Here is a 25,916-nt window from a genome sequence, read left to right as displayed (position 1 = left end):
TCATCATTGATTCAAACGCGTCGAGCAACGTATTTAGCCGCTGTCTTAGTATAAGCGAGGCAATATGAAGTTTTCCGTAGAATGGCTGCGCCAGTGGGTGTCGCCTGAACTCACTGCCGATGAGATTGCTCATCGAATTACCATGGCCGGTCTGGAAGTTGATGACGTAGAACCTGTCGCACCTGCCTTCAGTAATGTGGTTATAGCCCATATCGAAAGCATCGAGCAGCACCCCGATGCCGATAAACTGCGTGTTTGTCAGGTGAACGACGGTGCGACTCGTTGGCAGGTTGTCTGTGGCGCTCCCAATGCTGCCGCTGATAAAAAAGTCGTTCTTGCGCGTGTCGGTGCCAAACTACCGGGCGATTTCAAGATCAAGAAAGCCAAACTGCGCGGTGTCGAATCCAACGGTATGCTGTGTAGTGAATCCGAGCTGGGGCTGGCGGACCAACCCTCGCCGGGTATTCTGCTGTTACCGGATGACGCGCCCATCGGTGTGGATCTGCGTGACTGGCTGAAATTGGATGACACTATTATTGATGTCGATTTGACGCCCAATCGTGGTGATTGTTTCAGCATTCGGGGTATTGCGAGAGAAGTCGGCGCACTTGAACGCCTGCCTGTGCAGACCCCAGATACCACACCGGTTGAAGCTGTATCCGATCGGACATTCCGTGTCAGCGTGAATGAGCCAAAGGCCTGCCCTAAACTGCTCTCACGAGTAGTTGAAAATGTGGATCTGACCCGTGATACACCGTTATGGATGGTGGAACGCTTGAGGCGCGGTGGCATTCGTTCCATTGATCTGGTCGTCGATATCACCAACTATGTGATGCTCGAATTGGGTCAGCCGATGCACGGTTATGATCTGGACACCTTGAGCGGTTCATTGATCGTTCGTCGGGCCCATGCGGGTGAAACATTACTGCTGCTGGATGGCAACGAACAGACTCTGCGTGAAGAGACGCTGGTCATCGCTGATGAAAAACAGGCGCTTGCCATTGCAGGTGTCATGGGAGGCGAAGCGTCTTCCGTTTCACGCAATACTCGCAATGTACTGCTTGAAATTGCCCATTTCGATCAGGTTGCCATGGCAGGTGTCGCGCGTTCCTATGGCTTGCACACGGATGCATCCCAACGCTTCGAGCGTGGTGTCGATACTCAGCTTCCTGAACTGGCCATGGCACGGGCAACACGTCTGCTGATGGAATTGGCGGGTGGTACTCCGGGACCTGTGACGCGTACGATCGATGAATCCTCTTTACCGCAAGCCCGGAAAGTGGCATTGAGTGTGGAGCAGGTCAATCGATTGTTGGGTGCTGAACTTACTGCGGCGGAAATTGCCGATATTCTTGAGCGATTGGGCTTTGGTCTGGATAACGTTGATCCGGGTAAACAGGGTGAAGGGCAGTGGCAGGTAAGCGTGCCGAGTTGGCGTTTCGATGTCACACAGCCTGTTGATCTGATTGAAGAAGTGGCCCGTGTTTATGGCTATATTCGTTTACCCGTGGGTAGCCCCAGTGCTCATCTTTTGCCTGTGGCGACAAAGGAAGCTGTGTTGCCCAAGGCACTTCTGCGTGATGAGCTGATCGACAACGGTTATCAGGAAACGATCAACTTCAGCTTTGTTTCTCCCGAACTACAGGCGGCCGTATTGCCTGAACAGCAGGGCCCGGAGATTGCCAACCCACTGTCGGTTGATCTTTCTGTCATGCGTGCCGGTCTTTGGCCAGGCTTGGTCAAGACGCTGCAATACAACCTGAACCGTCAACAAAATCGTGTCCGTATCTTCGAAATTGGCCTGACATTCGAAGGTACCACGGCCGAGAATGTTGTACAGACGCAGCGTATTGCAGGTTTGATCAGTGGGCCGCGCTTGCCTGTCAGTTGGTGTGACAGTCGTGACAAAGTCGATTTCTTCGATCTAAAAGGCGATGTGGAGCGTCTGCTTTCCATTGGATTTGATGCCGACGAGTGGTCATTCGAAGCTGCATCGCATCCTGCATTGCATCCGGGGCAAAGTGCTCGTATTTTGCGTATACGTGAAGGTGAAACAGTGCAAGCAGGCTGGTTAGGGGCATTACACCCTCAGCTTCGTACGCACTTGGGTATCAAGCAGGAAGCCTATGTTTTCGAGCTGGATCTTGCCTTGTTACAGGAGGGAAATCTCCCGCACTTCGAGCACCTTTCCCGCTACCCCGAAGTACGTCGTGACCTCGCACTGGTGGTAGAGGATTCGCTTCCCGTGGCTGACCTTATCAAGGGAATACAACACTCGGCGGGTGAATGGTTGACCGATGTGCGTCTATTTGACGTTTATCAAGGCAAGGGCGTGGAAGACGGGCACAAGAGTCTTGCACTGGGCTTGACCTGGCAACATCCTTCGCGCACTCTGAATGATAACGAAATCGAAGCGTCAGTGAAGAATGTACTGACATCACTGGAGGCGGATTTTAACGCACAGTTGCGCGGCTAGATGCTTGTACAGGCATATGCTCGAGTGTGTCGTGAGTATTGTTTTCATGCATTGCCCAAGAAAACAAGGTGTTACCGACGTCTGACAAGTCTTATAGGTTGAGTAAAGCGCTCTTTCAATACTGAACATTTTTGTATAGATTACGCTATACAGAGATAGAAGATTGCTCAGGTGTTTTGCTCAACCCTCTCATATTTTCTTGTCATGTAGAGGTGGTCATGCATATGGATGTCATGCGTCCATGTAGATATGCCTCATCATCCTGAGTAACACTGCACAATATTCCGATAATATCTGCCGAGCGGCATGGCATCGAGTATACCGCGATGGATGAACCTTTCATGTAGCGCTGGATTGGGAACGTCCCCATGAGAAAGAACGTTTCACCCAAAAGCATCATGAAGAATAGGTACGCCAGAAATCAATGAAGCTTTGGCGAGCACCTGACATATTGAGAGAGCTCGTTCAGAGAGCACTTTGAAAGAGAACTCTGAAAGTGCACGTGCACGTTGAGAGAAAGTGTTCTCAGGCGTGCTGGTGGGTGATGCTATTCACAACTGATCTATTTTTGGCATGCAACGGAGTTATACTCACGTTGGAAGCAGCAGATTTTGACGAGTTCGAAGGGTAGCGAGTGCCCCTGTCATTCGCCGAGTATTGCGAGGTAAACGTAAATGAGCGCTTTAACCAAGGCAGAACTGGCCGAACATATCAACGAATATCTTGAGCTTTCAAAGCGTGATTCCAAGCAGTTGGTGGAGACATTCTTTGACGAGATTCGTGGGTGTCTGCGTGAAAATGAGCAGGTGAAACTCTCGGGCTTCGGTAATTTCGACTTACGGGACAAAAGTGAACGCCCGGGCCGAAATCCCAAGACAGGTGAGGAAATTCCAATCACGGCTCGTCGTGTGGTGACTTTTCGCCCCGGTCAAAAGCTTAAAATGCAAGTGGAAGAGTATATAGCGTCGCAGCAAAAAAATGCTGTGCACGAATAAGGCCGATCTTTCAGTAATAGATTCATGCTTCCGCCTGTTTAATTCAAGGGGGAGAGCTTGTTGTTGAAAGGGACGCTGAGGATTCCTGCATAATCCGTCAAAGGTATCCAGTGATGCAGGTTTTGCCGTTATGTGTATCTCTCGCAGTGATGCGGGCGAGCATGAGTGAACGATTGCCAAATATTGTGCACATGCCCCATGCCTGTATTAAAGGGATCAGCGTTCCGCATTACGTGAATATCGGCATACAAGCATCTGTAAGAGAATATCATGTCAGAAATACACATATTTGTGGGCAGCGTGTTCGGGGGTGCCCTGGATGTTGCCGATGAATTGAAAGCCGCACTCGAATCCGAGTCGGTGAACGTTATTGTCCATGAACAGCCGGAATTGGCTGATCTGGTCCAGTCCCTGCCGCATGTTGCCATTTTTTGTACCAGCACAACCGGTAGTGGTGATTTCCCCGGCAATATCAGTGCCTTTGCTTCTTCCTTGAATGAGCAAGGTGCAGATTTGACCTCGCTCAGGTATGGCATGATCGCCATGGGAGATAGCAGTTATCCTACCTTCTGCGGAGCAGGGCGGCGTCTTGACGAGCTTCTGACTGAATATGGCGCTCAGCGTATTGGTGATCGCCTCGAAATAGATGCGACAGAAACACTTCATGCGGATGAAGATGCTTTGGAATGGCTCGAATCCTGGCTGCCCCTGGTAAAGGGATGAGTGTAACTGAGTCTGCTGATGACTCGGTATGGGTTGGGTTAGATAGGATTGGATAACCTTACCTTTCATATATAAATTGATGTAGTCAGGGTATCACGATAATAAATACGCATGACATTCTTCGGCTCGATTGAAAACGCCGGCCTGCTTGCCCGACGCTTTCAGAAACTTCATCGTATGAAAACGTGTGTTTTTAGCCGAGCGTATAACAGGGTACATAGCGGCTACCGGGTAGCTTCATACGCTGTTGCTCAACGAATGAGGTAAGCAGGGCATCCAACCGTTTCATGACATGTTCAGGCGCATTCAACTTGAACGGGCCGTATTTCTCGATGGCCTCGATCCCCTGCGCTTTGACATTACCTGCCACGATGCCGGAGAACGCACGCCTTAGATTGGCCGCGAGGGTTCCCTTGTCCTGATCGGTGTTCAGATCCAGCGATGCCATCGCCTCGTGGGTAGGCACAAAGGGCGTTTGGAAATCATCAGGGATCACCAGTCGCCAGTTAAAATAGAAAGCATCCTGATGTTCTCGACGGAACTGGCGAACCTCGTCAATACCCTGCTTCATACTTATCGCCACGGCTTCTGGATCATCAATGATAATCTGATAACGCTGCTGAGCCTCTTTACCAAGTGTTTCACCAATAAATTCATCGATCTTGTTGAAATACTCGGCACTCGATTCGGGCCCTGTAAAAATGACTGGGAAAGGGATATCCCTGTTTTCGGGCTGTAACAGGATGCCTAACAGGTACAGAATTTCCTCAGCGGTGCCTACACCACCGGGAAACACAATAATAGAGTGTCCCACCCGAACAAAGGCTTCAAGACGTTTTTCAATATCCGGCATGATAACCAGTTGATTAACGATTGGGTTAGGCGATTCCGCCGCAATAATACCCGGTTCGGAAATACCCAGATAACGTGCGTGGCGATAACGCTGCTTGGCATGTGCCACGTTCGCTCCTTTCATCGGGCCTTTCATGGCACCTGGGCCACAACCGGTACAGATATCCATCTCCCGAAGTCCCAGTCGATAACCCACTGACTTGCTGTAATCATACTCTTTACGTGAAATCGAATGGCCGCCCCAGCACACCACCATATTGGGCTCGCGCGAAGGTACGAGCAGATTGGCATTGCGTAACTGACCAAAAACCTGATTGGTAATCCGTGCACTGGGCGTATTGATAGCCTGCTCGGCTGATGTTTGATGCTCCGCTGATTCACTTGAAGAAATGTCGCGCAAGACTTTTATGTAAACGATATCGCGCAAGACAGAGGAGAGCTGCTCTCGAATACCACGAATCATCTTGCCGTCCACGAAGGCGTGGGCGGGGGCATTACTGATCTTGAGGCGGATGCCTCTATCTTCCTGTAATACTTCGATATCGAAATCCGGATAACGCTCCAGCGTACTGCGGGCATCGTCTGTCTCTACTCCAGCGTTAAGAATGGCCAATGCTGACTGTCTCAATAGCTGATGAACACCATGACTGGACTTGTCACGCAGAAAACGGACTTCCAATTGTGACAAGACTTCGAGGGCACCTTCCGGTGAAACCAGTGTTGAAACAGTGTCATATTGCGTTTTATTTGGCTGACGGCTTGTATCCTTGGCACTCATCTCTCTTCTACATCCCTGTCTGATTCGTAAACACTGATTTGAATAAAACACTGCTTTTAATAAATAACCATGTGTTCAATAAAGACTGGTTGGGGTGAATTACATGGTTTTCCAGTGCTGAGCATACATGCTGTTCATTAACGTTGTAGCCTGCCGGATGGGTATTGTATATCAGGCTTCGCCTTTCTCTGCCTGGGCGATGGCTTCGTCCAATAACCGGATGACCTGCTCACGATCATCCACGCTCATACTGTCCTGAGCGAATGAATGTTGCAGCCACTCACGGTATGTCTCGTCAAAATCTTCAGCATGCACGTTATGCGGATCATACTCTGCATGATCAAGGACAATCTCGATTTGTGGGATCATGTACCCCAGTGCAAACAGATCGTCCTCATGGCCTTGGCTTTCCTGTTGTAACAGGGAGGCCTTGATATGTTCACCGCGCGTATTGAAAGGGTCTGACATGGTTATAATTCCTGCTGTTTTCACTCTCTACAATGATGTATTCGTCGTGTCATCATGACCCGAGCCTTAATCAGAGTAACATGCTGGTGTAATCCGCGCGCCCAGCGGAGAAAAATCTGCTAAAATTCAGGTTTACATTTCTCAACATTTTTCATCATCATGTTCAATGCGCTCTATTTTCGCACTTTTATCACCCTGGTAGAGACGGGCAGTTTTACCCGTACGGCACGTAGTCTTGAAATGACGCAGCCCGGGGTAAGTCAGCACATACGCAAATTGGAAGAGTATCTGAATAAACCGTTGCTACGGCGTCAGGGGCGTCGGTTCACACTGACTGAAGCAGGGCGCCGGGCCTATGACTACGCATTGCGCCTCTTTGCAGAGCATGAAAAGTTTTATCATAGCCTTGATGATGAAGCGGTCCACAGTGGTGAGTGCTGGATCGCCAGCACGGCGAGCGTCGGGGTGATGTTCTATCCTTTCACGTTGAGTTACCAGCAGCTTTACCCGGCCCTTACCATTAACTACACGTTTGATAAAAGCGCATCCATCATCCATGACATGCGGGATGGCCTGTATGATCTTGGTTTGGTAAACGAATTACCGCAGCGTGGTGACCCTGATCTGGTGTTTGATCTTTGGCATCATGAACCCATGTGCCTTGTTGTACCTGCGGACATTCACGGTGACAGCTTCGCCGAACTTCTTGCCCTGGGCTTTATAAGCGATACCAATGGGGCCGAATATGCAACACGCCTGCTACGCAGTAATTATCCCAATGATTTCCAATTGATGAGCCATATTCCGACAAAAGGGACGGTGAGTGAAGATTCTCATGTGCTGGATGCTGTCTCCCGTGGGTTAGGGTTCGGTATTGTTTCACGCCCGGTATTGGAAACGTCCCCATGGCAACGGCAGGTGAGGGAGATACCGCTGGAAAATCCAGTGTATGAAGAGATTTATATTGTGCGTCGTGCGGAAGAAGATTTACCCCGTCGCTACCAGTTACTGCTGGATGATTATCATGATCGTAGGCATAACGAATTGTATGAGCTCCAGGCGCCTAATACAGATACATGATTTATACCGTTATCTTTTAAAAGCGCCATACAATATCCACCCAATCATCCTTTTCCTCTGAATATCATCCTCAGGGCTTCTATTCAGGGAGAAACAACCAGCCCAGTCATTTGGAAACAGCCGCACCTTGAAGGATGTTGAACCGACATAATTCTTTATGAACACCATGGTCTCGACGGGCAGCCGCGCCCTTAAGAGACCACGTGTTGGGTCAGTCAGCCTTTTGCATATACGATTTCAGGTTTTGTACCTGGTCGAGGAAAGTAACAAAATGCGTATCTTCCGGCTGATCATGGCGATCCACTCGACAGCTCATCAGAGTACCGCGTCCCACTGATATCTGGTCAAACAATTCCAATGTAATGGATACAGGTGTTTGCTCCTTGGGGTCGATACGTCCTGTTTCGAGATCGAATGTTTCCAACATACCGGCACGTACACGAGTGGTACCTCGTTCTGCAATCACTTTGCGTACGAAAAGCCAGCATTCGCAGGCGAGGGTAGAGCCATCCTGTTGCTGACGTGTAAACAGGGTACGATAACATGCACCTTCCGCTGCACCCCGTTCGGCCATACTTCTATAAGCTTCCGCAAGGCGGGTAGCCATGGCACCGGACTGTTCCAGCTGCCGTTGTGCCGATTCATGCTCGCGGTTTAGCCGTTCCTGATCGCGAAAAGATTGCCATTGGCGAAAATCGGCGAGTAAAGCAGCATCGATCATGCAGACTCCTAACTATCCATCAAAAAAATCCCGGGAGAACGGCTATGCGCCATTCATTAGCGGAGATTGTCGCACTCACATGAGCCGCTGCCTAGTACCTGCTGAAAAGAACCTGGCTATATCTTGCTGATTTTTGTTCGTTATTCATCGATCAGCATATTTTGTCCCTGAAATTCACGGCCCTCAATAGAGCCTGATCGAACTTATTTATACTCAGGACAGGTATGAAAAAGAAAGAGCGTGTTACGATGACAGGGTGTGGCATAATCGGCTATATATAAAATAGTCCAAAACGTATTTTGCATTGACTGGGATAAAAAGCATGAAAAGGATTTGGTTAAGCGGTGGCGCCATCGCTCTGTTCGCGCTCACAGGGTGTGCATCACACAATGTCATGTCACGCAATGTAGAAACAGCCTTGGGTGTCAATGTCACTAATACAGACAAGGGAGCGGTGATTGATTCCATCAGCCAGCGTCGCCCATTAACAAAACTTTCGTCTTCAACGATCAACGCTTGTCTGAACAAAAGTGTTTCATCCTCGGATGTTATCACTAAAGGTCGCCAGCAAAGTCCAGCGGCTGAATCAACCAGTGCCAAATACAATACGGTAGGCCATTCGGACAATAATGCTTCTACCGAGTGGGTAACGGGATGGACAAAAGCCGGTACGCACACGTTGGCTTACCGTCTTGAGCTCGAAACACTGGGTGATAGCAACTACTATTATTACGATCAACTTGGGCTTTCTGGCTCACGTAGTGATAATGCAAATAATTACGAACCAGTACCTGCCTGGGATGGAAAAACTGCATCCGATGTCTATGGTGCACTGAGCAACGTTACTCAAGGGGTACAACATTGCCTACAGGCGCATCTACCGGCTTCCGCCAAAAAATCCACTCAGTGGTAAATGGGTTGAAGGGAGGAAATTGCAGGCGTTCAGTACGCCTGCATACAAGCACTTTCCTCTAAGTATCTTCCCTTGGCTAAACGCCGCCTTATAGGGTTTTTTAGCCACGCGTTGGCCTTGCATCGGCTCTGCCAGGTGCCTTCCTGTAACTGTACAAGTAATCAATATATGACGTACATTATATGACGTACATCCGCGCGTATAATGCTAACTGGTTGTAAGGTGTGCGAATGAATTTCCAGGGTCATGATTTTATCCATGGTTTACACCTCGTTTGATTCATCCCCCTCTATATAATTTTACCCAAACATATTTCCAAATATCTTCGTTACCAGTATTCTGAAATAATCCTGGTAAGATGAGGCAGCACTGGTTGTACCGTACAAAAATGATGAAAACGGTTTTACAACCCGGTATTTACTCAGCCTCATGTTGAACGGTTATTTGCTGCTATTAGAGAGCGTATCAAAGTACGCTAAAAGGCGATAAACAGGCTTCATACTTCAAAATAGTGCAATGACTCGGTCCGTATAACATATTAGAAATGGCACCGTATCATTCATGAAAGACACATCCCGCATCCTTCGAGCAGGAGGTTATAGTGAGTCGTTACCATATGGATATCGGGGGGCGACGTTATAATTTCGACTCTCTGGGCACGTTGATGGCGAAAGCCACGCCACTACGCTCAGGGGACGAACTCGCCCAAATTGCCGCCGACAATGCCGCTGAGCGTGCAGCCGCGCAAATCGCTCTTTCTGAACTTCCGCTCAAGACCTTCCTGAATGATGTCTTGATTCCTTATGAAGAAGACGAGGTCACTCGTCTGATTATCGATCGTCATGATCCACTGGCCTTTGCGCCTGTGCAACACATGACGGTAGGCGAATTCCGTAATTGGCTCTTGTCACCTGCCGCTACTCCGGCGTCGATATCGGCGTTGAAGTGGGGCCTCACCCCGGAGATGGTAGCTGCTGTTTCCAAAATCATGCGTATTCAGGATTTGATTCTGGTGGGCAAAAAGTGTCGGGTGGTGACGGCCATGCGTAATACCCTTGGATTGGAAGGGCGGCTTTCGACACGTTTGCAACCCAATCATCCGACAGACCACCCCACGGGTGTCGCGGCCAGTATTCTCGATGGATTGTTGTATGGCAGTGGTGATGCGGTCATCGGCATTAATCCTGCGACCGATAATACGGGAACGGTAGTTACACTGCTTAAAATGCTGGATGAAGTAATCCAGCGTTATGATATACCTACGCAAAGTTGTGTGTTAACCCACGTCACCACGGCAATAGAAGCCATTGAACGCGGTGCGCCCACAGACCTTGTCTTTCAATCCATTGCAGGAACAGAGGCTGCCAATGCTGGCTTTGGGATCAATCTTGCCTTGTTAAAAGAAGGACACGAAGCAGCATTATCTCAGCAACGCGGTACCGTAGGTCAGAATGTGACCTATTTCGAAACAGGGCAGGGAAGCGCTTTGTCCGCCAATGCTCACCATGGCCTGGATCAGCAAACACTGGAAGCACGCGCGTATGCCGTTGCCCGTGAGTACTCTCCGCTGCTGGTCAATACGGTGGTAGGCTTCATTGGTCCTGAGTACTTGTATGACGGTAAGCAGATCATCCGTGCAGGTTTGGAAGATCACTTCTGCGGCAAGTTGCTGGGTGTACCGATGGGCTGTGATATCTGTTACACGAATCACGCCGAGGCTGATCAGAATGACATGGATATGTTGCTCACTTTACTGGGTGCTGCGGGTTGTAACTACATCATGGGTATTCCCGGTTCGGACGATATCATGCTGAATTATCAGACGACCTCTTTTCACGATGCGCTTTATCTTCGCAACCTGCTTGATCTTCGGCCTGCCCCCGAGTTCGAACAGTGGTTGGCAGAAAGCGGAATTTATGTCCATGGGGAAGGTATTGTCATGGGAGAGTCGTTGCCACCCCGTTTCCGTCAAGTGCTGGGTGATTCGGGTATGGCTTCACTGAAATAGACCATTGATAGCCTTTAAAACCATAGCCTTTAACCCCTTGGCCTTTTAGACCCTTAGCCTTTTAGACCCATGGCTTTGAAACAGATAATTTTAAAACAATAAGTGGGGTGTTCCCGGTTTGACATGGTTTGTCCCGGGTTCGAACAAAGGTCGATCAGGCACAGTATGTTCATGCGAAGAAGATGGATAAATGAAAGAAACGCCGGGTCATCCATTTTTTATTCTGTTGATAAAAGGCACCGGCGTTGTTTCTCAGAGGTAGATGTCACATGAAAAATGAGTCTGCAAGCGTGGATCAATCCAATGCAAGTGATAGCGATCTCACCTCATTGATTGATGAAGGTAAAAAAGGGTCTCACCCCATTTATGATGCCAGTGTTACCCCCAATGGCTGGCGACAACTGCGTCAATATACAGATGCACGCATTGGGCTGGGAAGAGCCGGAACCAGCTTACCTACCCGTGAAATGCTGTCCTTCCAACTGGATCACGCCCAAGCGCGCGATGCTGTGCATTTACCCTTGGATACTGAACAGTTAATGGCTGCCTTGGCCAAACGCTTTCCTCTGGCTCTCCGCCTGCACAGTGCAGTGCATGATCGGGGAGAATATCTGCGCCGCCCCGATCTTGGCCGCCAATTGGATAGTGATTCGCTGGCCACTTTGCATACGCTGAATACTCAACCATGGGACATCTCCATCAGTATTGTTGATGGGCTCTCTTCCCGTGCGATTCATGAACAGGCATTACCTTTTCTGGATGTACTATTACCGCGGCTTGAAGCGTTGAACCTGAGCATCGGTCCGGTGGCATTGGTCGAGCAGGGGCGAGTTGCCATTGGTGATCCCGTAAGTGAAGCATTGCGTGCACGTATGAGTATCGTGCTGATCGGAGAACGACCCGGCTTAAGCTCTCCTGACAGTATGGGCATCTATTACACCTGGGCGGCCCACACGGGCTCGATGGACAGTGAACGTAACTGTATTTCCAATGTGCGCCCCAAAGGGCAGTCCTATGAGGCGGCGGCCAAATTGTTGGAATACCTGATTCGTGAAGCACTTGTCCTAAAGGCATCGGGTGTCGTCCTCAAGGATGACAGTGAGACACTCTCGGAATTGGGTGATGGTCATGCAGGTAATTTCCTTCTACCTCCGGAAGAATAAGTCGTCACACAGATGACTGTGTTTTGAATGACTCATTGCCAGAAGGTATTGGAACATGACACCAATTCATACGTCCGGCGCAGAGATACGCTTGATTGAAAGAACCGATGTTGCCGCATTGCAGCGCTTTTATGAGCGAAATTCAGCGCATTTATCTCGCTGGGGGAGTAAAGGGCGTACGTTTGATAAGGATCACCTGACAGTGCTACTTGAAAGGTGGGAACATCAGATCATTCAAGGTACGGCACTACGCTTTATTGCCTTGGAAAGGAAAGCGCTGGAAAAGGGAACGATGGAAATCGTCGCTACGATCAATTTTTTCGAAATACGTCGCGCTCCCTTTCACGCCTGCAAAATAGGGTATGCCGTGGATCAGGCATTCGAAGGGCAGGGGTTAATGTATAAGATTCTGTCGGCATTACTTCCTAATCTGTTTGCGACAGAGAACCTTCACCGAATCGAAGCCATTTATAACGTTCGCAATATTCGCAGTGAACGATTGCTTAAGCGGCTTGGTTTTCAACAAGAGGGGATACTCAGGCAGTTTATGCAACTGGACGGGGAGTGGCAGGATCACATACTGGCAACGTTGATTGATACATAAAACACGGGCATAGCAAGCAGTACGAACAGATAGAACCATGCATTTGAAACATGACTCTTGATGCCCACGTCATGCTATTGGTTTTCAATAGGCCAATAGGGGTAATCGATTTTTTATTCGCTAGGATCCCTTACCATCATCAAAAATATCAGCAAGCACAGGAACATTTTTACAGGCCGGTCGTAGTGAAGCCTGTACACTCGCAGCCAAGCGGTCAATTTCATGCTCTGTGGCTTGGCGGTAATCAAAGGCGGCAGGGGATTTCATACCCGCCCAGCAGAGCAGCGCCTGAAGCGCATCAGGATGATCAAAGAGCCCATGCAGATAACTTCCCATAATACGGCCATCGGCGCTTATCCAACCATCATAACGCCCATCTTCCAATAGAAACGCAGGGCAAAGGGAGTGGGCATGAGATTTCGGTGCTTGCGCAACGCTACCGATAGTTGACGGATGGCTATGCTGCTGCTGAACATGCCTGTCATCAGGGGATAAAGTGTAATTTACAGTGTTCGTGCCATTCCTGTTATATTTTTCTTCTGCCATCCTATTGAGTGAAGAAGCATTCAGCCGGCTCTCGCCCATATGGATTTCATAACCTTCAACGCCGGAGCGCTTCTGTGGCTGTTTTCCAGAGGATTCGCACTGATTATCTTCACTGAACAGACACTCACCCTTCACGCGACGAAGCTGCTTTTTCGCCGCCATTGTCGTCGTTATCGGTAAAAATCCCAGCCCTTTACTACGGCCTGCGGTACCCTCGACACCGTGCGGATCCAGAATATCGCTTCCCAACATTTGGTAGCCACCACAGATACCCAACAATTTACCGCCATAGCGCACATGCCGGTGTATCTCATTTTCCCATTGTTGTGCTTTTAACCACGCAAGATCTTCACGGGTGTGTTTGCTGCCCGGGATAATAATGAGGTCAGCGGCATTAACTTCGACAGGGTGTTTGGCAAACGTGAGTGAAATGTCGGGGTGAAGGCGGAGCGGGTCAAAGTCAGTGTGGTTGCTCATGCGTGGCAAGGCAATCACGACGACATTAAAGGTACCCTGAGAGGTATTTTTTCCGCGGGAAAGCCCATCTTCGGCCTCAAGGTGAAAATTTTCAAGATAGGGAACGACCGCAAGAACAGGTTTACCTGTACGCGCTTCCAGCCATTCAATACCGGGCTCAAGTAACGATACGTCACCCCTGAAACGATTAATAATGAAACCTGTCACTCTGGCCTGTTCACTTTCTGAAAGTAGCTCGAGTGTCCCGACGAGATGGGCAAAAACGCCGCCGCGATCAATGTCACTAATTAAAATAACAGGACAATCCACTGCCTCGGCGAAGCCCATATTGGCAATATCATTTTGACGCAGGTTGATTTCTGCAGGGCTGCCAGCACCTTCAATAATCACGTTATCAAAGGAGGAGAGCAGAGCTGAGTGTTGTTCAACAACTTGCTGCAACAGGCGAGGTTTGAGCGCCTGATACGCTTTGGCGCTGTAATGTCCGATCGAAAAACCGTTTACAATAACCTGAGAGCCAATATCGGAATCAGGCTTCAATAGAATGGGGTTGAAAGCCACGATCGGTTCAACACGGGCACCCTGCGCCTGTACAGCCTGCGCTCTTCCTATTTCACCACCATCCTGTGTTACTGCACTGTTAAGCGCCATATTCTGTGGCTTGAAGGGCGCAACATGCCTCCCTATATTGGACAGTAACCGACACAATGCAGTCGCAAAGGCACTTTTGCCTGCATCCGAGGTTGTTCCTTGAATCATCAGACTGCGATCAGCGCTGAAATGTATTTTTGTCACGCCTTCAGGGCAATGATGATTAACGCTGTGATGCATCAGATGCGGGTTTCCCTGTTATCTCGCGATCATGCCAACCCGAGGTGTTCCTTGCCGACAACGAGTACATTACAATCGGCCAGCCGAGTAAGTTGGCTAGTCCCTTTTCTGTCCAGCAATTGCTGTAGTGAAGTGCGCGATTCTGCGCCAATAACCAATAATTCCGCTTGCAACTCTTCAATATCAGCATTGATGGTATCGGCAATATGACCTTCGCGGATATGAAGACGTTCCTTCTCAAGGGGAATCGGCAAGGCATTGTTCAGCTGTGCCAGATATTCTTCGGTGAGGGCTGCTATTTCATCTGGTGTCTTGGACTCGCCCTTCGCACTGTTTTTAAAGCTGAAAAAGCCGCCTGTACCCTTTGGTTCGATAACATAAAGAACGTTCAGCGTATCTCCCATGGTATTGGCGAAATTCTGAGCATAGGTGACCAGCGCTGTAGCAAAGTGTGCTTCAAGATCAACAGCCACGACGATTTGACGAGACATACAACTAGCTCCACTAATTCAAAGAGAATACCAGTAACAAAAGGGTAGAATAAATCAGTCAGCCGTTAGGCGATAGTGGGTGAGTAGGTGTTGCTTGCAAGCTCTCATTCCCCACTGGATTCTCTCTGGGCCTCCAATGCTAATAGCCTCTCTTCCAATCGTTGACGTTGAGCATGATCTGCACCCCATAGATCACGCTGTATCGCTTCCAGCAAACGTTCGGTAATCTCCCGCTGGGCGCCGGGGTTATGGTCGGCAAAGAAGTCGCTATTCAGCGGATCTTCAAGGAAAGAAGCATAGACTTGGGTATATTGATAATCGTCAACAATGCCACTGGTAGCATCGAATGCAAACAGGTTATCTACGCTGGCGGCCATTTCAGATGCGCCTTTATAGCCATGTTCACGCATGGCAGATTGCCATTTCGGGTTCAGTAATCGTGAGCGCAGTACGCGGTTGAACTCTTCTTTCAGTGATCGGATACGGGGATGCATCGGATTCGCGTGATCACCGAAATAAAGCGACGGTATTGTTCCGGACAGGGCTTCTGTGGCAGCAGTCATTCCACCGTGAAATGCGCTGTAGTCGGATGAGTCCAGAATATCATGTTCACGGTTGTCCTGATTCTGCAATACCACTTGAAGGGCAGAAAGGCGTTGCTCAAATGCGACAAAGTCGGCCCGTTCAATGGCATCTCCGTCCAGCTGCTGCCCATAGACATAGCCGCCCCATTGGACATAGGCTCCGCCCAATTCCGCTTTGGATGACCATTGACCACTATCAAGTACCCCCTGAACACCGGCACCGTAAGCGCCGGGTTTGGCACCGAATATACGATAGCAAGCCCTGCGCCATGCGTTTTCTGGGGTATCACCCTGTGTCCTGAAACGTTCTGCGTCTATCATCACTGTTTGCCGAATAGTATTACCATCCCCGGGTTCGTCATACTCGGCCAGTTTGAGCACGGCAGCATCCAGCAATGCTATTACATTTGGGAATGCATCACGAAAGAGTCCCGAAACACGTAGTGTTACATCTACCCGGGGGCGCCCAAGTTGAAAGGCTGGAATAATTTTAAAATCCACGAGGCGTTGGCTCCCGGCAGCCCAGACAGGTTCGATGCCCATGAGCGCCATGGCCTGTGCGATATCATCTCCCCCCGTGCGCATCGTAGCCGTTCCCCATACGGAGAGCCCCAGATGCCGTGGATAGTCACCCTGTTCCTGCAAATATCGTTCAATCAGGGCATCCGCTGACTGCTGTCCAAGTGCCCAGGCGGTTTTGGACGGAATCGCACGGCTGTCTACCGAATAAAAATTGCGTCCGGTGGGTAACACATCCAGACGTCCACGTGTAGGTGCACCGCTGGCCCCGGGAGGTACAAACAATCCCGCCAGTGCATTTAACAGCATGCTTTGCTCATTCTTCGCACTGTAGTTGAGTGCCGGAAAGAGGGCATCTCGTGCAAAGGTCAATACCTGATATGTTCTTGGGAAATTGAGTTGAAATGCTCCATCTTCAGAGTTGAATGTCGGTACCGGGTCGATCCCTGATTTATTGCTCCCAGCCTTGTCCGGTGAAGTGTTTGAAAGAGATGCGTCCTCGCGGATGTATTCGTAGCGAAGATCACTTGGTCTCACGTGGATACCGATGGATGCCGCCGATTTTTCCCGTGTTTCAGATAACAACGATTGTGGCAATAAAGGCGCAAATAATGAATTCAAAGTGCGCTTATTTTCTGTCTGTCCATGATCAGGAAATGAGGAGCGGATCAATTGTAGGGCGAGGGCCTCAAGTCGTTCGCGTGTATCGCCCGTTGTCACCCACGGAGTGGTCATCACCTGTTGTAGTAAAACGGGGCGACATTCCTGCCATAACCCGTTAGGAATTGCGAGAGGGTCGTATTCTGACGGTAATTTCAGATCGGCCGCCAGCGCATGAAGCAGCCCCTGTTCCGTCGCGCCTTCCCCCCGCGGTAACCGCAAAAGGGAGAGCAGTGTCTCATGCAGTTTTTCTTCTTTTGGAAGAGAACCCAATGTATGCAAGCCATTGCGAATGGAGGCTTCCTTGATATCACACAAGTAAGTATCCAGTTCATCAATCAGCTGTTGTTCAGTAGCCTGATTATTCACGGCAAGTTCATTGATCAGGCCGGATTCGCGCAGTTTCTGTGCTATCAGAACGCGTAATCGTTTTTCACGAACAGGATCTACACCAAGCGCCTGATACAGTTCGTCAGCGAGCTCTTCCAGTTCAGCCAGTTCACCATAGAGCTCAGCACGGGCCATGGGTGGCATAAGATGATCGATAATCACAGCCTGTGCTCGACGTTTTGCCTGTGCGCCTTCCCCGGGATCATTCACAATAAACGGATAAATATTAGGGGTAGGACCTAAAGCTATTTCAGGCCAGCAATGATTTGAGAGGGCCAGTCCTTTACCTGGAAGCCACTCCTGATTGCCATGTTTGCCCACATGAATGACCGCATCCATGCAAAAGCTTTTACGCAACCATAAATAAAAAGCCAAATACCCGTGGGGTGGAATGAGATCGGGATCATGATAAAGCGCTTGCTGATCAATATCGTATCCACGCGCGGGCTGTACCCCCACCACAACACTACCCAGAGTCATCAGGCTGAGAGCGAAGGCACTCTTCTCGATATTGTATGAAGGGTCTTCCTCGGGCGGCCCCCAACGGGTGGTTAATGCTGACTGAATATCCGTTGGCAAGGTATAAAAGAAGGCGTCATAAGTTACTCGATCCAACCACATAGATGGAGCCTTGCTGGAGGCATTTCCGTCCCTGTCGTTTTCATTCGTCGCAAGCTCAGAATGGTCATCACTTTCCACAAACGCTCGCCCGCCCTGAAGAGCATGAGCATGCACGTTGCGTAACTGTTCCATCAAGGCCGTGGGGCTAGCGGGTAGCTCCCCCTGTATATCTTCACACTGATAGCCTGCCTCCTTTAGCCAATGCAGGATATTGAACACCGATGCAGGTGTATCCAACCCTACGCCATTGCCGATACGGGCCTCACTGGATGGATAGTTGGCAAGCACCAGTGCAATATGTTTTTGATCATTGGACAGGCGGGCAAGGCGAATCCACGCATGCGCCAATTGGATGACATACGTAGCTCTTTCGCTATCCAGTTCGAAACAAATGCTATCGAATTGACTGCGTGAATGCTGCTGTGCCTGAGTCTTGAACGCAATGGCACGGGTTGTGATGCGACCGTCCACCTCAGGCAAGCTGACCTGCATGGCTATATCACGCGCACGCAGCCCTTGTGTATCCTGAACCCATTGTTCATGGGTTGTACTGGCAAGAATCAGTTGAAGGACGGGAACCGGTCGAGCCAATAGGGGAGGCTGCTCTGTCGGCGAGGTAGCATCACTGGCGTTCAAGTGAGTGGCTATCGCAAAGCCCGTCGTATTCAACACCAACGCAGCATCACTGTGTATCAGTAACCGATTGAGTGCCTTCAGGCAGGGTGCTTCTTTTAGCGAAGCAACGGTCAAGGGTAACACGTTCAGCCCTGACGCCTGTATCTGAAGAATCAGTGCATCAAACATCCCTGTATTAGCAGATTGAACATGACTGCGGTAAAGCGTCAGCACTACGGTAGGCCTGGCTGTCGAATCAATAAAGCGTTGCCAATCGGAAAGCGGAAGAAGCCCTTCATCCGGGTGATAAAGTGCACTTCGTGGTAGAGGCTCGGGAGCAGGTAATGGCGTAGAGCCATTGCATTTCGATGCTTCTTTTTCAAGAAAATGATGATTTAGATAATCAAAGAAAGCATCTGCATTTTGTGCTCCTCCCTCTCGCAAATAGCGCCACACTCGTGTGGCTACTTCTATATTGACAGTGCCAGAGGCAAGCAGCTCAGGGTCCGCATAATCTTCTCCGGGAACAACAATCAGCGTGCGTTTCGCATCTTCGTTGGCCCATGCTTTCAGCTGATCCAGCCCATATCGCCAATAACTGGCACCGCCCAGGAGTGAAAGGACAACAACTTCGACACCGTTGGGCGCATTATCAGAAGAGCGCTCAAGCACTTTATCTGCGTATAGGTCAAAGGCCGCCGGCTTTTTCAAATTCAGCCAGTTTGCCAGGCACAACGAGGGATAATGGCTCGCTAACCGATCTGCGCGGGCAGCCAGCAAAGACAATACACTATCTGCTGCTGACAGAACGACCAGTCGAGCCGGTTTCTGGTCAAGGTCAATAATGCCTTCTGCATCATTGAAACCTCCGGGTTGAGCAGCAAACAAGTGCATATCAGTATCCGAATCGGTAGGGTGCCAAGTGAAACGTTGCCTAGATATTCACGAATCTTAGATATTCACGAATCGTGTTTATGAGCCGTGTTTACGAGTCGATGACCGCATGAGCAAGGCTTGATTCGATCTCCGCTTGATCAAGGTCACGGCCAATCAGGACAAGACGTGTCAAACGCGCTTCATCGGTTTTCCAGGGGCGGTCAAAGTAATGGTCCAATCGTTTGCCCACGCAATGGACCACCATGCGCATCGGCTTTCCTGTATCAACAAACCCTTTGATACGATAGATATTGTGAGTCTCCAGCAGGTGAGTCAGCTGTTTGTTGAGCTGTTCGGGATTCACTTGCCCCAACCGAACAACAACACCATCAAAGTCATCATGAGCATGATGGTGTTCGCGCCCCTCTGCGTGATGATCATCATGGTGGGTATGCACATTTTCGATACGCGCCTCGGCTTCCAGCCCAAGGCCGGTAAGCGTAGCAGGATCACAGTCACCGTTTTCAAGGAAGAGAAGTTTTACGCGGGGAGAAAGGTGCCCTTGTACACGTTGACGTACATGTTCTTTCTGCTCTTCGGAGAGGAGATCACTCTTGCTGACAACGACCAAATCGGCAGAATCCAACTGATCCTCCAACAATTCTGCCAAGGTTGGATCATGATCAAGACTATCATCCGCTCGCCGCTGAGCTTCAATATTACTTTCATTGTGGGCGACCTTGCCTTCGCTCAATGCTGCGCCGTCCACTACGGTAATAACGGCATCCACTGTGCACCAGCGTTTTATTTCAGGCCAATTGAAGGCTTGTACCAAGGGCTTGGGCAACGCCAACCCGGAGGTTTCGATCAGAATATGATCGATTTCATCCCGACGTTTTACCAGTTCCAACATCACGGGCAAAAACTCTTCCTCAACGGTGCAACAAATACAGCCATTAGCCAATTCGTAAATACCATTCTGCCCACCATGGTCAAGGTCACAGTGCCCACAGTTGCGCAAAAGTTCTGCATCCACGTCCAATTCACCGAACTCATTCACAATAACGGCGATACGCTTGCCATTGGCATTCTGCAAAAGGTTAGACATCAATGTGGTTTTGCCGCTGCCTAGAAAGCCTGTAATGACTGTGGCAGGAATTTTGGAAAGTGTCGTTGTTGGCATGTTCTAAGACCTGTAGGTGAAATGATGAATGGGAGTACTTGTAAATACATGACTGAGTGCAATAAACGCACCCTGTCTGAACGAATACCTGATCGTTATGCGCATGAATTGACGGATCTTTCATTCGGTCATAACACGTGCCTTTGCGATCGCTAATGTGGCATGGGGCGAACGCTGCAAAGGCAGCGTTAACTCTTCATCAGCAAAGGAGGGCTGATCACGCCCGTTACGCGCACTGTATTCTGCGGATACTGCCAGCAGGGCGGCGCTCTCAGCGATACTGGCTGCCCCCACATACGCCAATGCCGTGGATGAGTAATGACTCAGATAGGCAACTTTTCTTTCACTGAATTCAGCCAATACCTTTTGGCTGAAGAAACGGGGCATCCACCCAAAATGACGAGTAACGTCGCTTATCAGTGGGGAATCTGCCTTGTGGCTACTGGTTGCTACACAGGCAATGTCAGCAGGTTGCAAATGTAGTTCTGCTAATGCTTCCTCGATGAGCCGACACATTTCATCCATTGGACAAGCACGTCTAAAGCCAACTCCCACGGCATACACACACGCTGTTGGGCTCTCTCGCTCGAAACCTTTGGTGGCGATAATACTCATGCTTCAATTCCGCCCATCATCACAGTCCTCACGGGAACTATTGGTGATAATCGTTGCCGTTTTTAGCGCTGTGGACGGTTTTGTTAACGGCTCATCGACGTAACTGAAAAGCCGAGCGACTGCATAGGGATTCGATGGAAAGAACAGGTGGATATAGCTGGCGGTCACTTTTCCTTCCCGATAGATTTCCTCACCGGGGGCTGGGTGTGAGGGGCGCTGACCATAGGCGATAGGTGCTGGCATCGCAAAACTGCGTGAACGATGGTGTGCATGTCCACGAATGACACCTTCGGGTAACGGTGCACTTTGCATCCCCTGACACCCGGAGCGAGTATGCATCTCCCCATACCCTTGTATCAGGTTCAACATTGGGTATTTTTTTCCATCCAGACTGGTCAATGATTCAAGTAGATACAGCATTCCTCCACATTCCGCCAATATCGGCTTACCAGACTGGTGAAAGCGATGTATCTCGGCTGCCAATGCCTTATTTGCCGCCAAAACATCAAGGTATAACTCGGGATATCCCCCGGGAAACCACAATGCGTCAGCTTCCGGTAACTGAGTATCTTTCAGAGGTGAAAAATAGCGCAGTGTTGCCCTCATCTTTTCCAATAAGCGGATATTGGCAGGATAGATAAAGCTAAAGGCTGCATCACGCGCAATCGCTATACGTGTCCCTTCAAGCAGAGGAGGAATCGGCTCAGCCATGTCACTGGCATAAAAGGGAACAACGCCCGGAAGTTCAGCCAATGGCGAATTTGCCAGTAATGCAGATGCTGCCTCTATCTGAGCATCCAACGAATGTGCTTCATCCGGAGGTATCAGCCCCAGGTGCCGTGCAGGTAGTGCCAAAGAGTCTTCTCTGGGAAGGGTGGCCAGCAGAGGAGCCTCCCCGGAAAGGGCCGCTTCGATCAAGGCAGCATGGCGGGGACTCCCTGTCTGATTGGCTACCACACCGGCAATATCAATATCGTCACAGAAATGAGTAAGCCCATAGGCGAGGGCGGCCACGCTTTGTGCCATTCCTTTCACATTGATAACAGCAACGACCGGTATGCCGAACCGTATCGCCACATCGGCACTGCTGGGCGTTCCATCGAACAGGCCCATGGCGCCTTCAATCAATATCAGATCAGCCTGTTGCGCAGCATTATAGAGAGCCTCGCGACAACCGGATTCTCCCATCATCCATAAGTCCAGTGGCTCGACTTCCGATCCAGAGGCATGTTGGAGAATCAACGGGTCCAGATAATCGGGCCCGATCTTGAAAACACGAACAGTACGCCCTTGATCAGTATGGTAACGGGCCAATGCCGCGGTCACGGTCGTCTTTCCCTGACCCGATGCAGGCGCAGAGATAAATAGCGCGGGACAATAACAAGGCTGATTCATCAGAATTCAATGCCTGCCTGTGCTTTCACCCCTTGGCGAAAGGCATGCCTTTCATCATGAACGTGACTGATGGTATCGGCGATGTCGGTCAATGCAGTATCCATTGTTCGGCCGGTAATAATGACATTTTGATGTGAAGGGCGAGCCTGTAGAGCAGTGACCACCTCTGAGGGCGTCAAGTGCCCGTACTTCAACATGTAGGAGAGCTCATCGAATACCAATAAATGATAAGCGGGGTCCGACAACAGTTTTTCTGCGATGGCCCACGCCTCACGAGCTGCGGTACGGTCCTTGACTTTGTCCTGTGTTTCCCAGCTAAAGCCATGGCCCATCACATGGAAATCCACGCGAGGGTGTTCGGCGAAAAAAAGATGTTCACCTGTCTCTCGGCGCCCTTTGATAAATTGAATAATGCCAGCGCGCTGACCATGACCCAGCGTTCTTGCCAATGTGCCGAAAGCAGAGCTGCTTTTGCCCTTGCCATTACCTTTCAACAGAATCAGTACCCCACGTTCTTGCTGGGCATGGGCAATACGCTCATCGACGACACGCTTTTTAGCCTGCATACGCCGCTGGTAGCGTTCATCTTCTGCTGCCGATCCGGTTTTAATGGCAGCCTCCATAGGCGAATCAATCGTCGTCATGGTCATATTCCTATTAGAAAAAGGAGGGAATGCCCGAGGCATCCGTGCCAGCTAGCAAGGGAGGTGTCTCCCTGAGTAGCGCAGGCGTCACACTCCTATGTATCCAGTACGGCAGTGGATGTCAGCCGTGCCGTGTTGCCTAGTACGTGTTGCATCGTACGTGTTGCATCGTACCGTGGCTTGATGTCATGAATTGCTCCAGTGGGCAACAACGTGCCCCCAATTGCGTAGCCCACCTATTGGCTCTTCCCAGTCGAACCCTGCCTCGCTCAGTGTCAATAATGTCCAGTGTGGCAGGCCATGGGGGGGCATCGGGAGCACTGGCTGCACGCCCATCGGTAATCAGCCAGCTGTGGCTCTCTAACCCTTTACATTGTTGTTGCCGTTGATGAAGAAACCGGCGTCCCAATTGCAAGGCCTCTGCCAATGGGGTACCCCCGCCCACTCTTTGTTGTTTCAGGTAGGCACGCAATTCTGCAGGCACACGCCGTGCACGGCATATCCAACGACATCCCCCTCTACCAAACACCAAAAGGGCAAATTGATGGCCCAAACGCCTTGATTCATCAGCGATACGCAATACTGCCTGTGCTGCAAGATCAATGGCTGAACGGCTCAGGGTTGAAGCAGAAATATCCAACATCACTAGCGTCATAAAGGGCATTCTCAAAGGTTGGTTTCGATACGAAAAACGGTCGATAGATATATCGGACGCTGACGCATTTTCTTTAGCCCTATTTGCCTGAAAAGTGTGATTTCGGCGATCACTCAACGTGGCAAACCAGTCAATCTGCATTGCCTGTACTGCTTTAATGGTTGATTCGATACGGCGTTTTGCCTTGCCTGCCCCCTGAGGACGCAATGAAAGGGAAGAAAACCTCATGGCAGACAAGGATTGTCCATTACGCTGATTTATAAGCCCGTCTTTATTTGGCTGGAAATTACGCAGGTGAATGACACCGGCCGGAGTAGGTGAATTATCAGTATTCACGCCTGTTGGTGAATGTTGTGAGCGGGTGTCGGCAGTCAAATGAGCGCCTTCACCCTGTTGTCCATATTCAGAACCAGTAGAGGATGAAGAAGGCAATGAGGCGTCCCCATCATGTGTAGGCTGCTGTAGGGTACTATCAGCATGCGCTGGTGGCCGTGATGGTTGAGAATTTACCGTTTGGTCGGTATCAATAGTGTGTTGTGAAGTATCAGCGTATGTTGTGCGCTGATTTCTTCCATCTACTGCCGTTCTGGGTGATATAGCTCTGGATGTTGTCGCTTCAGATAGAGATGAATGTGTCTGCGAGCGCTTTTCTCGTAAATCCCTGCCTTGTTGAGTCCTTCTGTATGAAGAAGAGAGCAACGAACTTTGCGTTTTGGAGGGCGTATTTTCATGCCCTTGGCGCGTGTCAGTCTCTGTAGAAGTCGTTGCAGACATCCTGTGCGCATCATTTTGATCAGCGCTGCTCGCATGAGACTCTGTCGATAAGGCATCGTGTTTTGAACCCGTGGCCGATTCTTCACGACCAGATGAATGTCGCTCTCTATGTTGACCATCACTGGAAGGAGAGGAGGGCGGAAGACGACCAGCACGATGCCCAAGCACCAGAGGCTCTACGGCATCGACATCCGCGAGGGTGACTTCATTTTGTTCGTCAAAAGCGGCATGCGCCAATGCCGCTCGGCGCCAGGCAATATCCGCACGAATGCCTTCCACGCCAGCATTCATGGCACGACGTGCAATCTCCCGTTGCAATGTTTTGTTGATTGTCAGCGTGGGCACGCGATCAAGTGCCCTGGAGATGCGTTCTTTCAATTGACGTGTGCTTGGCTGATGGCGGGCGATAAAGCCTTCGGGATCCTGATCGAAATCCATACGCTGCTGAACGATATCCAGCCGTTCATCAATGGATATGTGGCTCTCAAGCGTGACGGAAAGGCCAAAGCGGTCACTCAACTGTGGTCGCAGCTCACCCTCGTCCGGATTCATTGTACCGATCAGAACAAAGCGGGCAGCGTGTTCATGACTTATCCCCTCACGCTCAACACGGTTCACGCCATGCGCCGCTACATCGAGCAATAAATCGACCAGGGTATCGTCTAGAAGGTTCACTTCGTCGATATAAAGTACGCCTTCATGGGCTTTGTGAAAAAGGCCGGGGGTGAAGGCGACTTTCTGATGTTTTAGAACCTGTTGAAGATCAATGGAGCCTGTCAGGCGGTCAACCGTTGTACCAAGGGGGAGTTCAACAAATGCGGGGCTATCCCCGGAGACGGATGCATCAGGAAGAAGATCAGCCAAACCACGAGAAAGCGTCGTTTTGGCGATCCCTCGGGGGCCCTGTATCAACACGCCCCCCAGGCGTGGATCAATCGTTGCCAGGATCAGGGCCTGTTTCAAAAGTCGCTGCCCAACAACGGCCACAAAGGGATAACGCATAGCCGAAGCAGATACGGAACGGACGCCATCTGGCGAGGACGTAGGAAGCTGGCTCATGGGGTTGATCACCACCACCTTGATAAATTAGTCAAGGCAGAGCCAGATACAACGCAGACAGGTCAACCTCGGGTAGCATCGCGGATGTTTGCAGGCGCACCCCAACGCACGTCGATGTATGCCATGCTTTACGCTAAATGCGTCCGGCAGGGCAGGAATCGACGAATATTCCAAGGCAACATGTGTGCATCACGCATCGG

19 protein-coding genes are annotated in these 25,916 nt (G+C 50.1%); 8 read left to right on the top strand and 11 right to left on the bottom strand.

What is annotated here, in order from left to right; genetic code table 11:
* The first annotated feature begins 64 nt into the window (after positions 1 to 64).
* The 3 genes from pheT (at position 65) to LMG33818_RS01180 (ending at position 4,194) form a co-directional block, all read left to right on the top strand.
* Positions 65 to 2,476 (top strand): phenylalanine--tRNA ligase subunit beta, encoded by a 2,412-nt coding sequence (gene pheT / locus LMG33818_RS01190; protein WP_442321525.1) that lies wholly within the window; start codon positions 65 to 67, stop codon positions 2,474 to 2,476.
* A gap of 674 nt (positions 2,477 to 3,150) precedes the next feature.
* A complete protein-coding gene (locus tag LMG33818_RS01185; protein ID WP_442321524.1) occupies positions 3,151 to 3,471 on the top strand; it encodes an integration host factor subunit alpha in 321 nt (106 codons plus the stop codon).
* A gap of 270 nt (positions 3,472 to 3,741) precedes the next feature.
* Positions 3,742 to 4,194, top strand: coding sequence for a flavodoxin (locus tag LMG33818_RS01180; RefSeq protein ID WP_442321523.1), 453 nt, complete (start codon positions 3,742 to 3,744; stop codon positions 4,192 to 4,194).
* Between the two features lie 193 nt (positions 4,195 to 4,387).
* On the opposite strand, the gene ppnN is transcribed toward LMG33818_RS01180, so the two are convergent.
* Together ppnN and LMG33818_RS01170 are read right to left on the bottom strand one after the other, a co-directional pair.
* The gene (ppnN, locus tag LMG33818_RS01175; protein WP_442321522.1) at positions 4,388 to 5,824 is read right to left on the bottom strand and encodes a nucleotide 5'-monophosphate nucleosidase PpnN; all 1,437 of its coding nucleotides are present in this window, start codon (positions 5,822 to 5,824) and stop codon (positions 4,388 to 4,390) included.
* A gap of 171 nt (positions 5,825 to 5,995) precedes the next feature.
* Positions 5,996 to 6,292, bottom strand: coding sequence for a hypothetical protein (locus tag LMG33818_RS01170; protein WP_442321521.1), 297 nt, complete (start codon positions 6,290 to 6,292; stop codon positions 5,996 to 5,998).
* Positions 6,293 to 6,451: 159 nt separating this feature from the next.
* Here LMG33818_RS01170 and LMG33818_RS01165 point away from each other — a divergent pair, with 159 nt between their 5' ends.
* Positions 6,452 to 7,372 (top strand): LysR family transcriptional regulator, encoded by a 921-nt coding sequence (locus LMG33818_RS01165; protein ID WP_442321520.1) that lies wholly within the window; start codon positions 6,452 to 6,454, stop codon positions 7,370 to 7,372.
* A 211-nt stretch (positions 7,373 to 7,583) separates the two neighbouring features.
* On the opposite strand, the gene LMG33818_RS01160 is transcribed toward LMG33818_RS01165, so the two are convergent.
* The gene (locus tag LMG33818_RS01160) at positions 7,584 to 8,093 is read right to left on the bottom strand and encodes a hypothetical protein (RefSeq protein WP_442321519.1); all 510 of its coding nucleotides are present in this window, start codon (positions 8,091 to 8,093) and stop codon (positions 7,584 to 7,586) included.
* A 322-nt stretch (positions 8,094 to 8,415) separates the two neighbouring features.
* Here LMG33818_RS01160 and LMG33818_RS01155 point away from each other — a divergent pair, with 322 nt between their 5' ends.
* The 4 genes from LMG33818_RS01155 to LMG33818_RS01140 all read left to right on the top strand — a co-directional run bounded on the left by LMG33818_RS01155 (position 8,416) and on the right by LMG33818_RS01140 (position 12,781).
* Positions 8,416 to 9,006 (top strand): hypothetical protein, encoded by a 591-nt coding sequence (locus tag LMG33818_RS01155; protein WP_442321518.1) that lies wholly within the window; start codon positions 8,416 to 8,418, stop codon positions 9,004 to 9,006.
* 598 nt (positions 9,007 to 9,604) lie between these two features.
* A complete protein-coding gene (locus LMG33818_RS01150) occupies positions 9,605 to 11,014 on the top strand; it encodes an ethanolamine ammonia-lyase subunit EutB (protein ID WP_442322161.1) in 1,410 nt (469 codons plus the stop codon).
* Positions 11,015 to 11,283: 269 nt separating this feature from the next.
* Positions 11,284 to 12,177 (top strand): ethanolamine ammonia-lyase subunit EutC, encoded by an 894-nt coding sequence (eutC, locus tag LMG33818_RS01145; RefSeq protein WP_442321517.1) that lies wholly within the window; start codon positions 11,284 to 11,286, stop codon positions 12,175 to 12,177.
* Between the two features lie 55 nt (positions 12,178 to 12,232).
* Positions 12,233 to 12,781: a GNAT family N-acetyltransferase gene (locus LMG33818_RS01140; RefSeq protein ID WP_442321516.1), complete on the top strand. Its 549-nt coding sequence runs from the start codon at positions 12,233 to 12,235 to the stop codon at positions 12,779 to 12,781.
* 120 nt (positions 12,782 to 12,901) lie between these two features.
* Here the strand turns inward: LMG33818_RS01140 and LMG33818_RS01135 are convergent, their stop codons facing one another.
* The 8 genes from LMG33818_RS01135 to LMG33818_RS01100 all read right to left on the bottom strand — a co-directional run bounded on the left by LMG33818_RS01135 (position 12,902) and on the right by LMG33818_RS01100 (position 25,716).
* A complete protein-coding gene (locus LMG33818_RS01135) occupies positions 12,902 to 14,563 on the bottom strand; it encodes a cobyric acid synthase (protein WP_442322160.1) in 1,662 nt (553 codons plus the stop codon).
* Between the two features lie 101 nt (positions 14,564 to 14,664).
* Complete coding sequence (locus tag LMG33818_RS01130) at positions 14,665 to 15,126, bottom strand: universal stress protein (RefSeq protein ID WP_442321515.1); 462 nt, start codon at positions 15,124 to 15,126, stop codon at positions 14,665 to 14,667.
* A gap of 104 nt (positions 15,127 to 15,230) precedes the next feature.
* Positions 15,231 to 19,409 carry a cobaltochelatase subunit CobN gene (gene cobN, locus LMG33818_RS01125; RefSeq protein ID WP_442321514.1) on the bottom strand — a complete coding sequence of 1,393 codons (4,179 nt, stop codon included), beginning with the start codon at positions 19,407 to 19,409 and terminating at the stop codon, positions 15,231 to 15,233.
* A gap of 91 nt (positions 19,410 to 19,500) precedes the next feature.
* Positions 19,501 to 20,574, bottom strand: a complete 1,074-nt coding sequence (gene cobW, locus LMG33818_RS01120; RefSeq protein WP_442321513.1) for a cobalamin biosynthesis protein CobW — start codon at positions 20,572 to 20,574, stop codon at positions 19,501 to 19,503.
* Between the two features lie 120 nt (positions 20,575 to 20,694).
* Entirely contained in the window at positions 20,695 to 21,189 is a 495-nt protein-coding gene (locus tag LMG33818_RS01115; protein ID WP_442321512.1) for a cobalamin biosynthesis protein, read from the bottom strand.
* A gap of 3 nt (positions 21,190 to 21,192) precedes the next feature.
* Positions 21,193 to 22,584 carry a cobyrinic acid a,c-diamide synthase CobB gene (locus LMG33818_RS01110; RefSeq protein ID WP_442321511.1) on the bottom strand — a complete coding sequence of 464 codons (1,392 nt, stop codon included), beginning with the start codon at positions 22,582 to 22,584 and terminating at the stop codon, positions 21,193 to 21,195.
* Positions 22,584 to 23,207: a cob(I)yrinic acid a,c-diamide adenosyltransferase gene (gene cobO, locus LMG33818_RS01105; RefSeq protein ID WP_442322159.1), complete on the bottom strand. Its 624-nt coding sequence runs from the start codon at positions 23,205 to 23,207 to the stop codon at positions 22,584 to 22,586. The genes LMG33818_RS01110 and cobO overlap by 1 nt, the downstream gene beginning before the upstream one ends.
* 160 nt (positions 23,208 to 23,367) lie before the next feature.
* Positions 23,368 to 25,716, bottom strand: a complete 2,349-nt coding sequence (locus LMG33818_RS01100; RefSeq protein ID WP_442321510.1) for an AAA family ATPase — start codon at positions 25,714 to 25,716, stop codon at positions 23,368 to 23,370.
* Positions 25,717 to 25,916 lie beyond the last annotated feature (200 nt).

Origin of the sequence: Cernens ardua (assembly GCF_051251085.1) — a bacterium.
Lineage (GTDB): Bacteria > Pseudomonadota > Gammaproteobacteria > Pseudomonadales > Halomonadaceae > Cernens > Cernens ardua.
This window is presented reverse-complemented; position numbering and strand designations above follow the sequence as displayed.